The sequence below is a fragment of the Blautia sp. XA-2221 genome, assembly GCF_028767025.1.
GTDB lineage: Bacteria > Bacillota > Clostridia > Lachnospirales > Lachnospiraceae > Blautia_A.
Genome location: NZ_JAJQXX010000014.1, coordinates 1 through 13,812, shown reverse-complemented (window position 1 = coordinate 13,812; position 13,812 = coordinate 1). Strand labels below are relative to the sequence as shown.

Sequence of the window (13,812 nt, the reverse complement as noted above, 5' to 3'; positions counted from 1 at the left end):
TTGGAAAAAGTGTGATATACTGGTAATAATCAGCCAGAAACACTTGAAATACAGAGCGGTATTTTATGTAAAAAAACAGTTGCTGCATGATTAATTATTAATATTATACAAAGGTGAGGAGTAATTATTATGGCACAGTTATGGGGAGGACGTTTTACAAAAGAAACGGATCAGCTTGTTTATAACTTCAATGCTTCGATTTCTTTTGATCAGAAGTTTTATGAGCAGGATATCAGAGGAAGCAAAGCTCATGTAAAAATGCTGGCAAAGCAGGGGATTCTCACGGAAAACGAGCGTGATCAGATTCTGGAAGGACTGGAAGGTATCCTTGAAGATGTAAAGTCAGGGAAGCTTGAAATCACTTCCGAGTACGAGGATATCCACAGCTTTGTGGAAGCAAATCTGATTGACAGGATCGGTGATCCGGGCAAAAAGCTTCATACAGGAAGAAGCCGCAACGATCAAGTGGCATTGGATATGAAGCTGTATACGAGAGATGAAGTGGATGCCATTGACGGTCTTTTAAAAGAGCTCCTTGTGGCACTTCAGAAGATTATGGAAGAAAATATCCATACTTATATGCCGGGCTTTACCCACCTTCAGAAAGCCCAGCCGGTCACTCTGGCTCACCATGTAGGGGCATATTTCGAGATGTTCCGGAGAGACAGAAGCCGTATGGCAGATATCCGAAAAAGAATGAATACCTGTCCTCTTGGCGCAGGGGCGCTGGCAGGCACCACCTATCCTCTTGACAGGGGATATACGGCAGAACTTCTGGGTTTTGATGAGCCCACAAGAAACAGTATGGATTCTGTATCGGACAGAGATTATGTGATCGAGCTTCTGTCTGCCCTGTCTACTGTGATGATGCATCTCAGCCGTTTTTCCGAGGAGATCATCCTGTGGAATTCCAATGAGTACCGTTTTGTGGAAATTGACGACGCATACAGCACAGGCAGCAGTATTATGCCTCAGAAAAAGAACCCTGACATTGCGGAGCTTCTTCGCGGAAAAACAGGCCGCGTGTACGGGGCATTGATGTCTATTCTCACAACTATGAAGGGAATTCCTCTGGCATACAACAAAGATATGCAGGAAGACAAGGAACTTACCTTTGATGCTATTGACACGGTAAAAGGCTGTCTTGCCCTGTTTACAGGCATGGTTTCTACCATGGAATTTCGCAAGGATGTAATGGAAGCAAGTGCAAAGAACGGCTTTACAAATGCCACAGATGCGGCAGATTATCTGGTAAACCACGGTGTTCCTTTCCGTGATGCTCACGGTATTGTAGGACGGTTGGTACTGACCTGTATTGACAGGGGGATTTCTCTGGATGAACTGCCCCTTGAAGATTATCAGGAGATCAGCCCTGTATTTGAAAAAGATATTTATGAGGCAATTAGCATGAAAACCTGCGTGGAAAAACGCTGTACCTACGGAGCGCCCGGTTCAGAGGTGATGGAACAGGTGATCAAAGCCAATCAGGAATATCTTCAAAATCACTGATACATAAGAAAAAATACTTGCATTTTTCCAGAAAATGTTATAGTATGTACAAGAACGACAAATGTATGCAACACAAAGACATAAAGTGAGGAGAGCGATTATTATGAGCGAGAAACTGAGAGTTGGTATTTTGGGAGCTACCGGAATGGTAGGACAGAGATTTATTTCTCTTCTGGAAAATCATCCATGGTTTCAGGTGGTTACACTTGCGGCCAGCCCGAGAAGTGCAGGAAAAACTTATGAAGAGGCTGTAGGCGGAAGATGGAAAATGGATACTCCGATGCCGGAAGCAGTAAAAAATATTGTTGTAATGAATGTAAATGAGGTAGAGAAGGTTGCTGCAACGGTTGACTTTGTTTTCTCTGCTGTAGATATGTCTAAGGACGAGATCAAGGCTATTGAGGAAGAATATGCAAAAACTGAAACTCCGGTTGTTTCCAACAACAGCGCCCACCGCTGGACACCGGATGTTCCTATGGTAGTCCCGGAAATCAATCCGGAGCATTTTGATGTAATTGAATTCCAGAAGAAACGTCTTGGAACAACAAGAGGATTTATCGCAGTAAAACCAAACTGCTCTATTCAGAGCTATGCGCCGGTACTTACTGCATGGAAAGAATTTGAGCCATATGAAGTAGTGGCTACTACATATCAGGCGATTTCCGGTGCCGGAAAGACTTTTAAAGACTGGCCGGAAATGGAACACAACATCATTCCGTACATTGGCGGAGAGGAAGAGAAAAGCGAAAAAGAGCCTCTGAGACTGTGGGGTAAGATCGAGGACGGCGTGATCATTCCGGCTCAGGAGCCAGTGATCACCTGCCAGTGTATCCGTGTACCGGTACTGAACGGCCACACAGCAGCTGTTTTTGTAAAATTCCGTAAGAAACCTACCAAAGAACAGCTGATCGAAGCGCTTCGCAACTTCAGCGGTGTTCCGCAGGAGCTTGAACTTCCAAGTGCGCCGAAGCACTTTATCCAGTATCTTGAGGAAGATAACCGCCCTCAGGTAACAGAGGATGTAAACTATGAAAACGGAATGGGCGTTTCTATTGGACGTCTCCGTGAGGATACGGTATACGATTATAAATTCGTAGGACTGTCCCATAACACAGTAAGAGGCGCTGCAGGCGGAGCTGTTCTCTGCGCAGAAACTCTGAAGGCAAAAGGATTTATCACAAAGAAATAAAATATTTACAAGATATATCAAAAAGCAGGCTGTCTGCTCTGGTTCACAGAGATAAGGCAGTCTGTTTTTTGTTGGCGGTATTTATTCTGTATGCCCTGGGACTTGTACATATAAATATCTGGCGGAAAAATGCCTTGGAAACCGCTTTTACTATTAGTTAGGTTGAAAATAATCTGGAAAATAGGTGATGACAGATAAAATTTTGGATGATATAATTATACTAATCAAAAAATCAGAAAAATAAGGTGGATTAAAATTTGGAAAGGAAGCAGATAAAAAAACAAACAGTTTATCTGTGTATTACTTTGCTAGTTCTGTTGGCAGGGCTTCTGGCATTGCGGCTCTGGTATGATAGCAAATGTATAAAGTTCCAGGACAAAAATATGGAAATACAGACACTGTATCTTCTGGATACTGGGAAAGGAAGTGTGCTGAAGGAAGAAGCAGACAAGGTCAGAAGTTTTTATGTAACAGACACCTCGGGGCGTTTTGAAACGCTGGAAGACCTGAAACTGTTTCCCAATCTGGAAGAATTGCATCTGACATATGATACAGGCGGTATGACAGATGAGGAAAAGGAAGAATTTCAGAAGCAGAGAGTCGGAATTATAAATATGCTGGAGGAAACCCTTCCAGATCTGAAAAAGCTGAAAAAATTAGACCTTACATATTTTGACTATTTTGAAGATTTGGATTTTCTTTCAGAATGCAGTCAGATAGAAGAACTGGATATTAACTATAATACGATCCGGAATATTCAGGGGCTCAGCAATATGAAAAATCTGCGGATTTTGAATCTGGCTTATAATCCCTTTACAGATATTTCACCTTTGTGTGAGCTGAAAAACCTGGAAGCAGTAAACCTGTATCAGGTTTCTGTGGACAATTTGGAGGTTTTAGCAGAGATTCCCTTGCTGAAATTAGTTGTTTATGAGCCGAAAAATAAAAAACAGGAAGAGATTTTACGGAAATTAGAGGACAGCGGCGTTATGGTACACAGAAAATATAAAAAAGGGTTTGAATATCTGATCAGAGAAATGGAAGAAGAGAGATGAACAGTGAGCATACAAAAACGATAAAGTTCGGGAGGGAAGACTATGAGTAAAAGCAGAGGCGCTGTAATTGCTGTAACCGCAACCATATTACTGGGTGCACTTTCCAGAGTAACCGTGCGTATTCCTTACATGGTCTGGGGATATTTTGATGCGTCATTTTTTATTTCATTTGTCTGGTGGCTTATTTATACAGGAAGTCTTTATGTGGCAATAAGAGAATATATGGAAAATATTGACAGTTATTTTAAGGTGATTCTTCAGGCAGTTCTGTTTGGAGGGGTAGCAGCTTTGGTAAAAACAGGAATCGATGTTCTTACAGAGCGGATAATAGTCAATATGAACAGCGGAAATGCTGTGATCTCAGTGTTTGTTATGGAACTGGAACTACTGATCTTTGGCAGTGGTGTGATCGTGTTTTTATATTATGTTGTAGCAAAAAAGAGAGTTTTTTCCTGGAAGAAATCTTTAAATGTATATGCGGGGATTATAGCGGGCGATCTTGCAGTTTATCTGGGAATGATCTATTATTATCTTTTGAAAACAGACTGGGCGCTGGAACGGTATTCAGGCGCAGTTCATCAGGTCGGAGAAGAACAGGCGAAGCTGAATCTGACAATAAAATTTGGTCAGGAATCCACTGGCGTGGGGATGTTGGTATTTGTAGTATTTTTTATCACATTGTGGCTGGGACTTCGCAAAAATGCAGAAGACAGGAAAAAGTGAAGAATCTTTAGGAAGGCTCCGATAAAAGAAACAATCTTTTTACAGAGGACTAAAATCAGGAGGGACGGAAATAAAAATAAACCAGATTAAAAATATGTCCATGACACTGCAATTATGGTAAACTATAATTGAATGACGATTCTATTTTTCCAAAGGAAAGAGGTGCCCTCTCATGTACGAAAATATTCGCTTAGAAACAAGTCGCCTGCTTCTCCGTCCAGTCAGTCCGGATGATCTGTTTACTGTCTATGCTTACTCTTCCGATGTAGAGCATGTAAAATATATGAAATACTATCCAGACGAATCTATCGAAGTGTGCCGGGATTTTCTTATGCAGTCATGTAAGGAATGGAAAAAAACATTCCCCCGCTATTATGTATTTGCTGTCATACAAAATAGCAAACACATTGGAGAGGTTTCTGTTTACGCTGAAGATGAGGCTTTTACAATCGGAGAACTTGGATGGATCATTCACAGAGATTACTGTAAAAAAGGATATGCCTCAGAAGCTACACAGGCACTTTTCAGCTTTTGCCAAGATATTCTTCATCTTAACAAAATCACTGCCTGCTGTGACAGCAGGAATTCTGCATCCATCAAAATCATAAAAACTCTTGGTATGACCTTAAAAGAAAAAGACATCCCCAGAAAATATCTAAAACGTCACGAAACCGCTTTTGAAATAAGAGCAGAAAAAATATTACGATAAGCTCTCAGCAGAAGACTGACAGGGCAAATGTATCTATCGAAAACTTCTTCGATAGAAGAAAAGTAATGACTAGTAAATTTTCTAATGATATACTATAGTAAAGGCGATATATTATAATTTGAATTTAGGAGGGTGGATATGCAAAGCCCTAAGGTAAAACTTATATATAAAAATTTGGATTTATTTGTTAAGTTAAGCGTATTGATTAAAAAGATAGTTCGTATCTCGCCATATATATGCTGTTTTTCAGTTGCTATAGGGGTTATTGATATTTTATTAAAGGAGAATATACCAGGTTATTTATTAAAGGAGAATATAGTGAATTATGTTAGACTTATTTATTTAGTAACATTTGGGGTAAGTTTTTTAATGTTTTTCATATCTTTTTTTCTTGAATATATTTTTATGTTTCTATGGAAATGTCCTAAATGTAAAGGTAAATTTCCATGGTATAAGACAACTTTAGGATATTTAGGTGAAGAAGGCGGTAGTCTTATAAATAAATCGGTCAAGGATATTTGTGATCGTAGAGATAAGAAAATAACTTTAATTCAATATGAAAACAGCAATTTACTTATTCCCAAAAAGTGTCCGCATTGTAAGGAAGCTATATGGGAAAATAAGTAAACTATAATTTTTTATAGGACGATACTTTACCCACCGAGAAATTTAAAATAAGCTGATAACAATATATGAAACTGGGGCAGGTTTTCCTCTCCGGTTTTTGCAAGGGTTAATCTCATGAAATATGGAATTATAGGAACAGCAGGTCATGTGGATCACGGAAAGACCTGTCTGATCCGTGCGCTGACGGGAATCGATACAGACCGTTTGAAAGAAGAGAAAAAGCGGGGCATTACCATTGAGCTTGGTTTTGCCTGGATGGATTTCCCGAAAGGGGAGCGGGTAGGAATTGTGGATGTGCCCGGTCATGAAAAATTTGTAAAAAATATGCTTGCAGGCGTGGCAGGAATGGACATGGTAATGCTGATGGTTGCTGCAGATGAGGGAATTATGCCTCAGACAGTGGAGCATCTGGATATTCTGTCTGTTTTGGGTGTTCGCCGCGGTGTGATCGTGATCACAAAAACAGACGCAGCAGATCCAGAGCTTATTGAACTGGTGGAGGAGGATGTACGGGAACTGGTTAGGGGAACTTTTCTGGAGGATGCGCCTGTGGTTCCGGTTTCTGTGTACAGAAATCAGGGAATAGACAGGCTTCGGGATACGTTGTACCAGATGTACAGAGAGATTCCGGAGCATAAGGAAACATGCGCCTTCCGTCTGCCTGTTGACCGTGTATTTACGATGAAAGGATTTGGAACAGTTGTTACAGGAACGCTTTCCGGCGGAAAGATTAAGAAGGAACAGGAAGCCTGTCTTTATCCGGGAAATATTTCTGTAAAGATCCGCAGCATTCAGGTACATGAGATAAATGTGGAAGAAGCCCACCCAGGGCAGAGGGTGGCGCTGAATCTTCCGGACAGGAAAAAACAGGAGATCCGAAGAGGGGATGTGGTTGCCCTTAAAAACAGTATGTATCCGACTATGATGGCAGATGTGTCTCTGACTGTGCTGAAACATACGGAGCGTAGTGTCAAGAACGGAAGCAGGGTACATGTATACCACGGTACAGAGGAGCTTCTGGGAAAAGTGATCCTGCTTGACAGAGATGTGCTAAAAGCAGGGGAAACCTGTTATGCTCAGCTCCGGCTGGAAAAAGAAACGGTTATGGAAAAGGGAGAGAGGTTTGTGATTCGGTTTTATTCCCCGGCGGAAACCATTGGAGGCGGAATCGTTCTGGACGGTTGTCCAAGGAAGCATAAAAGAAATGACATAAAGGTTTTGGAAACCTGCCGGATCAAGGAAAACGGAAGCAGAGAGGAAATGCTGGAACTTTCTGTCCTGGAGCATTGGGGAAATTTTTTTTCTTTGGAGGAACTTGCAGGACGAAGCTCTCTTGATAAATCCGGATTGAAAAGTATTGCAGAGAAACTTTCAGAGAAAAAAATCCTGGTGCGCCTTAATGAAGATCTTTATATCCACAGGAAAGAAATGGATTTTTACCGAAAAAGGGCAGAAACAGTTCTGGATGGATTTCATAAGGAAAATCCCCTAAAAGAAGGCATGGGTATTGAAGAAATGCGAAGCAGGATGAAAATTTCAGAGGGGAAACTTGTAGATACTATCCTTGCTGTTTTAAAGGATGAAAAGGTGATCAAGGAAGAGCATGGATTGATCAGTAAAAAGGGATTCCGGGTTGTTCTGAAGGAAGATGAGGATGCTATGGCAAAAGAAATCCTCGCCCATTATCTGAATCAGGGCTTTGCTCCTGTTGCTACAGAGGTTTATCTGAAAGAGCATCAGGAACAGAAGAAATTTCCAGCCGTGTTTAAGTCGCTTTTGAACAAAAAAATACTGATCCGACTGGATGGTCAGTACTGTGTTCACCATGATTATTACGAGAAGGCCAGAAGCGCTTTCCGGGAAATGGCAGAAAAAAAACCGGAGATTGCCCTTGGAGAATACCGGGATTATCTGGGTTGCTCCCGGAAAGTTGCAATGGCGCTTCTGGAGCATTTTGACAAAAATGGTTTTACTAGAAAAACAGAAGGTGGAAGGATTCTGAAATCTTCTGATAAATAAAAGATTGCTGAAAATGAATAAAGCTTTAAAAGAAAATGGAAAACATGGAAGGGAGGTGAGTGATATGGCAAATACAGAAATTCGTTTGACACAGATGTCGACGACCTCCGGCTGAGCGGCGAAAAAAGGTCCTGAGACCCTTGCCCAAGTTTTGGGTAAGCTGCCAAAATTTAATGATCCCATGCTTTTGGTGGGAACAGAAACTGCGGATGATGCTGCAGTATACCGGATCAGTGAGGAACTGGCAATGATCCAGACAGTTGACTTTTTTACTCCTGTGGTGGATGATCCTTATCTGTTTGGGCAGATCGCAGCTGCAAATGCCCTAAGCGACGTATATGCCATGGGCGGAGAGCCTAAGGTGGCGCTGAATCTGGCTGCTTTTCCGGACTGCCTGGATATTGAGATCCTGGGAGAAATCCTTCAGGGCGGCGCGGATAAGGTGATGGAAGCAGGGGCTGTACTTGCAGGAGGTCATACCATTTCTGACAATGAGCCCAAGTACGGACTTTGCGTCAGCGGGTTTGTGAATCCGAAATCCATGTGGAAAAATTATGGGGCGCAGCCGGGGGATATTCTGGTTCTTACCAAACCTCTGGGCACAGGTATTATTTCCACTGCCATTAAAGGAGAACTTGCCTCCGAACAGGAGATAGATACTGCTGTAAAAACAATGGCTGCTTTAAATAAATATGCCAGGGACATTGCTGCGGGATTTGAAATCCACAGCTGCACAGATATCACAGGCTTTGGCCTGGCAGGACACGCCATGGAAATGGCAAAGGGCAGCGAAATGACACTGATCCTTCACACCGGGAAACTTCCGGTTTTGCCCGGGGTTCAGGAATATGCTCAGATGGGGCTGATTCCTGCGGGAGCCTACAGAAACCGGGAATATCTGGAAGCGGACGTTTTGAGTGAAATTGCAGGAACCTGGCAGGAAGATCTGGTGTACGATCCTCAGACGTCAGGAGGACTTATGCTTGCAGTAAAAAAAGAAGAGGCAGTTCAGCTTCTGGAACGTCTGGCTGAGTTTGATCTTCCAGGTACGGCTATTGGAGAGGTAACTTCAAAGCAGGAAAAATATCTGATACTAAAATAAACGGATAGAATATGAACAAAAATGAAATTTTAAGACAGCTTCCGAAGGTGGATCATCTCCTTCAGAAGCCGGAAACAGAAGAACTGTGCAGACTATATGGAAAAGACAGGATTCTTGGTATTCTCCGGGAAGAGCTGGACAATCTGAGAAATGAGCTTCTGGCAGGAAAAACAGCTGAACATACACAGCAAACAGAGGTTTTTATTTCCCGGCTGCTCCGACAGACAGTAGAGAGGACAAAGGCGCTGGAAGAGCCATCTTACCGCAGGGTTTTTAATGCAACGGGGATCCTTCTTCATACGAATCTGGGACGGGCGCCTCTTGGGAAACATCAGATGGAAGCGGCCATTCAGTCCATGCGCGGATTTTCCAATCTGGAATACAGCCTTTCGGAAGGGAAAAGAGGAAAAAGACAGGCTCATTATGCAGATGTGATCTGTCAGATCACGGGTGCGGAAGCTGCAGTGGCGGTGAACAATAACGCTGCGGCAGTGACCTTGATCCTTGCGGCTATGGCGCACAAAAAAGAAGTGATTGTTTCCAGGGGAGAGCTGATTGAGATCGGAGGACATTTCCGCATACCGGAGGTTATGGAGCAGAGCGGGGCTGTCCTTCGGGAAACCGGATGTACCAACCGGACCAGGATTTCAGATTATGAACATGCAGCGACAGAAGAAACTGCCGCATTTCTGAAGGTTCATACAAGCAATTATAAGATTGTGGGATTTACAGAGGAAACCTCAGTAGATGAGCTTTCTGCTCTGGGAAAAAGATATGGGATTCCTGTGATCGTTGATCTGGGAAGCGGTGTTCTGGTCAATCTTGAAAAATACAGACTTGTCCATGAGCCTACGGTAGGAGAAATCCTCCAAAAAGGGGCGGATGTAGTGTGCTTTTCCGGGGATAAGCTTCTGGGCGGTCCGCAGGCCGGGATTATTGTCGGAAAAAAGGAATACATACAAAAAATAGAACAGCATCCTCTGATGCGGGCGCTGCGTCTTGACAAATGTACAACTGCGGTTCTGGAAGCAACCTTCCGGGAGTATTTTCATGAGGAACAGGCATGGGAAAATATTCCTGTTCTTAAAATGATCGCAAGAACAAAAGAAGAGCTTCTTGATCAGGCAGAGGAAATTTCCCGGGAACTGAATTCATGTTCCTGTTCCGGAAAGATAGAAGTTACAGAAAGCAGCGCTGTGATCGGAGGAGGTTCTCTTCCTGGCGAAATAATGCCGGATTATGCAATAGAAATTTCGCCGGAAAAAGAAACTGCTCAACAGCTGGCGGACCGCCTCCGTCTGTGTTCTGTTCCCATTGTTTCCCATATAAAAAATGACAGGGTTTTACTTCAAATGCGTACGGTTTCAGAGGGAGAGAAGCGGGAGTTTGCAGAAGTGCTGAGAGAAGCGCTTTGTAAAAAATAAAAAAGTATTTATAAGGCGGTTTTGTAAAAAATGGCTGTGGAAATTGGTTCCACAGCCTCATTATATACTGGCGGATGCCTGTGAGAATCGAACTCACCCAGGGCGCTTTTAACGTCCAGCACAGGTTTTGAAGACCAGGGGGCACACCAGTTACCCAACGACACCCAAAATTTTTTTAATTATAGCAGTGTGGGAGAAATTTTTCAAGATGTTACTGTCTGAGTTACTATTGAGCGAATCCCAAAATAATGATATAATATGAACACTTAATGAATCCAAGCCGAAGGCACAGGATGAATTTAGTGAGAATTTATACCTGGACACTTAGCGAGGTCAAGAGATGCGCCGACCGAGATTAGTGACCATGGTATTTCCGAAACACTTAATGAATCCAAGCCAAAGGCGCAGGATGAATTTAGTGAGAATTTATACCTGGACACTTAGCGAGGTCAAGAGATGCGTCGACCGAGATTAGTGACCATGGTATTTCCGAAACACTTAATCGGGATACCAGTGATAACTGAATCCGGGCAGGCGGTGGTCTGACTTATGTAAAAAGCAGGAAAGGACAAGGGTGGTAAGAGATGAACTATGAAGATGTACAAAAAGTATCAAACGCGGCAGCTGCAAAAGCGCGGCTTGTAAACACCAGCTTCGGCAAATACTTTACAAGGGCTGTGATGGCAGGATTTTTTATTGTTCTTGCCATGATTTTTTCAAATGTAGTGGGAAATGTATTTTCCGGGGCAGAGCTTCCTGCCTGGGGCAAGTTTCTCAGCGCAGTGGTATTTTCCATTGCGGTTCTTCTGATTTCTATGATAGGTGGTGAGCTGTTTACCGGAAACAATTTTGTTATGGCTTTTGGCGCTTTTGACAAAAAAGTAACCTGGAAAGAAACCGGCAGGGTGTGGCTGATAAGCTATATCGGCAATTTTGTAGGCTGTGTGATCATGACTATGATTTTTATATGGGCAGGAGCAGCAGGGACCGAAGACTATTTTGCCGGATTTATTAACAACAAGCTTTCAATTCCAATGGGGGAAATGTTCTTCCGGGCTGTTCTCTGTAATTTCTTCGTATGTCTTGGCGTTCTTTGCGGCATCAAGATGAAAAGCGAGGCGGCTAAAATCCTGATGATCATCTTGTGTATTTCAGGATTCGTGATCAGCGGATTTGAACATAGTATTGCGAATATGAGTACCTTTATGGCTGCATACTGCCTGGTTCCGGGACTTTCCTTAACCGCTATGCTGAAAAGTATGCTGATAGTTACAATTGGAAATATGGTAGGCGGCGCGCTTCTTCTTGCCTGGCCGCTGAGAAAGATGAGTGCAGATCAGTAATGGGAAAAGCTTTATACATAGCGGAAAAACCAAGCGTGGCTCAGGAGTTTGCAAAAGCTCTTAAGATCAACGGTCAGAGAAGGGATGGCTATCTGGAATCCGAGGATTCTGTAGTGACCTGGTGCGTAGGGCATCTGGTCACTATGAGCTATCCGGAAAAATATGATATCAAGTACAAAAGGTGGAGTTTCGATACCCTGCCTTTTTTACCGCGCGATTTTAAGTATGAAGTCATTCCGGGAGTGCAGAAGCAGTTTCAGATAGTCAAAGGTCTTTTGAACCGACCGGATGTGGACACCATTTATGTATGTACAGACTCCGGACGTGAGGGAGAGTATATCTATCGTTTGGTGGCTCAGATGGCAGGCGTTCACGATAAGACTCAGAAGCGCGTGTGGATTGATTCCCAGACAGAAGAAGAGATTTTGAGGGGAATCCGGGAGGCAAAAGACATTTCTGAGTATGATAACCTTTCTGCGTCCGCCTATCTCCGGGCAAAAGAGGATTATCTTATGGGAATTAATTTTTCCCGTGTGCTGACCCTGAGATACGGGAACAGTGTGTCCAATTATCTGAAGACAAAATATCAGGCAATTTCTGTGGGCCGTGTTATGACCTGCGTTCTGGGAATGGTTGTGAGAAGAGAAAGGGAGATTCGCTCCTTTGTAAAAACACCATTTTACCGGGTTCTTGGCAGTATTTCTCTGGAGGGAGAAAATTTTGACGGCGAATGGCGGGCTGTGGAAGGCAGCAGATATTTTCAGTCCCCGTATCTTTACAAAGAAAATGGATTTAAAGAGAAAAAATATGCAGAACAGCTGATCGGAGAACTTAGCCAGAATCCTCCTCTTACCTGTCAGGTAGAAAAAGTCGAGCGAAAAAAAGAAAACAAGAATCCGCCTCTTCTTTTTAACCTGGCGGAGCTTCAGAATGTCTGTTCCAAGCTTTTTAAGATCAGCCCGGATGAGACTTTGAGGATCGTTCAGGAGCTTTATGAGAAAAAACTGGTTACTTATCCCAGAACAGATGCCCGTGTGCTTTCTACTGCAGTTGCAAAAGAAATTTACAAAAATATTTCCGGGCTTCGCAGATACCTGCAGATCAATGGGGCGGCAGACCAGGTTCTGGAAATGGGAACCTATAAAAGCATTGCAAAAACAAGGTATGTCAATGACAAACAGATCACAGACCATTATGCCATTATTCCCACAGGTCAGGGATTGAACGCTCTGAATTCTCTTTCTCTCACATCTCAGAGAGTGTATGAGACGATTGTGCGGCGATTTTTATGCATTTTTTATTCGCCAGCAGTTTATCAGAAGGTGAACCTGGTAACAGTTATGGAAAAAGAACGTCTTTTTTCATCTTTCCGTGTTCTTCAGAGCGAGGGATATCTGAAGATTGCAGCCAATTCTTTTGCGGCAAAAAAAGCCCCGGAAAAGTCTCAGGATTCAGAGGAAGAGGAAAATACATCCTGTAATGAGGTGCTTCTGGCAGCATTGCAGAAGCTGAAAAAGAATGATATACTTTCCGTGGATTCTCTGAGCATCAAGGAGGGAGAAATTTCTCCGCCCAAGCGGTACAATTCCGGTTCTATGATTCTTGCTATGGAAAATGCAGGCCAGCTGATCGAGGATGAAGAACTGAGAGCGCAGATTCGGGGAAGTGGTATCGGAACCAGCGCTACCAGAGCGGAAATCCTGAAAAAACTGTTTTCCATTAAATATCTTTCCCTGAATAAAAAGACTCAGGTGATCACACCTACACTACTGGGAGAAATGATTTTTGATGTGGTGAACTGTTCCATACGGCAGCTTCTCAACCCTGAGCTTACAGCAAGCTGGGAAAAAGGACTTACCTATGTGGCAGAGGGAAGTATCACACCTCAGGAGTATATGGACAAGCTGGAGCATTTTGTGCGGGTGCGGACGAATCAGGTGGAACAGAGCAATTATCAGTATGCGCTGAGACAGTTTTTTGATGCGGCGGCAGAAAATTATAAAAAGAAACCATCGGCTTCTAAACGAGGAGGAAAAAGTTTGAAACAAAGAGGTAGTGGGTAGAAAAAAATAAATTGCATAGCAAACAAGCCATCTTTCGGTGGCTTTTCAA

At 43.0% G+C, this 13,812-nt stretch carries 11 protein-coding genes and 1 tRNA gene; 11 read left to right on the top strand and 1 reads right to left on the bottom strand.

Features of this window, described 5'->3' with window-relative positions; translation table 11 throughout:
* The first annotated feature begins 129 nt into the window (after window positions 1-129).
* From argH to selA, 9 genes are all read left to right on the top strand, one after another.
* Window positions 130-1,509 carry an argininosuccinate lyase gene (gene argH / locus LU279_RS11270; protein ID WP_274422599.1) on the top strand — a complete coding sequence of 460 codons (1,380 nt, stop codon included), beginning with the start codon at window positions 130-132 and terminating at the stop codon, window positions 1,507-1,509.
* A 103-nt stretch (window positions 1,510-1,612) separates the two neighbouring features.
* Window positions 1,613-2,698 carry an aspartate-semialdehyde dehydrogenase gene (asd, locus tag LU279_RS11265; protein ID WP_274422598.1) on the top strand — a complete coding sequence of 362 codons (1,086 nt, stop codon included), beginning with the start codon at window positions 1,613-1,615 and terminating at the stop codon, window positions 2,696-2,698.
* Window positions 2,699-3,081: 383 nt separating this feature from the next.
* Entirely contained in the window at window positions 3,082-3,753 is a 672-nt protein-coding gene (locus tag LU279_RS11260; RefSeq protein WP_274422597.1) for a leucine-rich repeat domain-containing protein, read from the top strand.
* Window positions 3,754-3,795: 42 nt separating this feature from the next.
* A complete protein-coding gene (locus LU279_RS11255) occupies window positions 3,796-4,476 on the top strand; it encodes a hypothetical protein (RefSeq protein WP_274422596.1) in 681 nt (226 codons plus the stop codon).
* A 172-nt stretch (window positions 4,477-4,648) separates the two neighbouring features.
* Window positions 4,649-5,185: a GNAT family N-acetyltransferase gene (locus LU279_RS11250; RefSeq protein WP_274422595.1), complete on the top strand. Its 537-nt coding sequence runs from the start codon at window positions 4,649-4,651 to the stop codon at window positions 5,183-5,185.
* A gap of 138 nt (window positions 5,186-5,323) precedes the next feature.
* Window positions 5,324-5,812, top strand: a complete 489-nt coding sequence (locus LU279_RS11245; protein WP_274422594.1) for a hypothetical protein — start codon at window positions 5,324-5,326, stop codon at window positions 5,810-5,812.
* A 114-nt stretch (window positions 5,813-5,926) separates the two neighbouring features.
* A complete protein-coding gene (gene selB, locus LU279_RS11240; RefSeq protein WP_274422592.1) occupies window positions 5,927-7,831 on the top strand; it encodes a selenocysteine-specific translation elongation factor in 1,905 nt (634 codons plus the stop codon).
* Window positions 7,832-7,895: 64 nt separating this feature from the next.
* Entirely contained in the window at window positions 7,896-8,933 is a 1,038-nt protein-coding gene (selD, locus tag LU279_RS11235) for a selenide, water dikinase SelD (protein WP_274422591.1), read from the top strand.
* Between the two features lie 11 nt (window positions 8,934-8,944).
* Window positions 8,945-10,357, top strand: a complete 1,413-nt coding sequence (gene selA / locus LU279_RS11230) for an L-seryl-tRNA(Sec) selenium transferase (protein WP_274422590.1) — start codon at window positions 8,945-8,947, stop codon at window positions 10,355-10,357.
* Window positions 10,358-10,425: 68 nt separating this feature from the next.
* On the opposite strand, the gene LU279_RS11225 is transcribed toward selA, so the two are convergent.
* Window positions 10,426-10,523 (bottom strand) — tRNA-Sec (locus LU279_RS11225).
* 418 nt (window positions 10,524-10,941) lie between these two features.
* Between LU279_RS11225 and LU279_RS11220 the strand changes: the two genes are divergently transcribed.
* Entirely contained in the window at window positions 10,942-11,700 is a 759-nt protein-coding gene (locus LU279_RS11220; RefSeq protein ID WP_274422589.1) for a formate/nitrite transporter family protein, read from the top strand.
* The gene (locus tag LU279_RS11215; protein WP_274422588.1) at window positions 11,700-13,763 is read left to right on the top strand and encodes a DNA topoisomerase; all 2,064 of its coding nucleotides are present in this window, start codon (window positions 11,700-11,702) and stop codon (window positions 13,761-13,763) included. The genes LU279_RS11220 and LU279_RS11215 overlap by 1 nt, the downstream gene beginning before the upstream one ends.
* Window positions 13,764-13,812 lie beyond the last annotated feature (49 nt).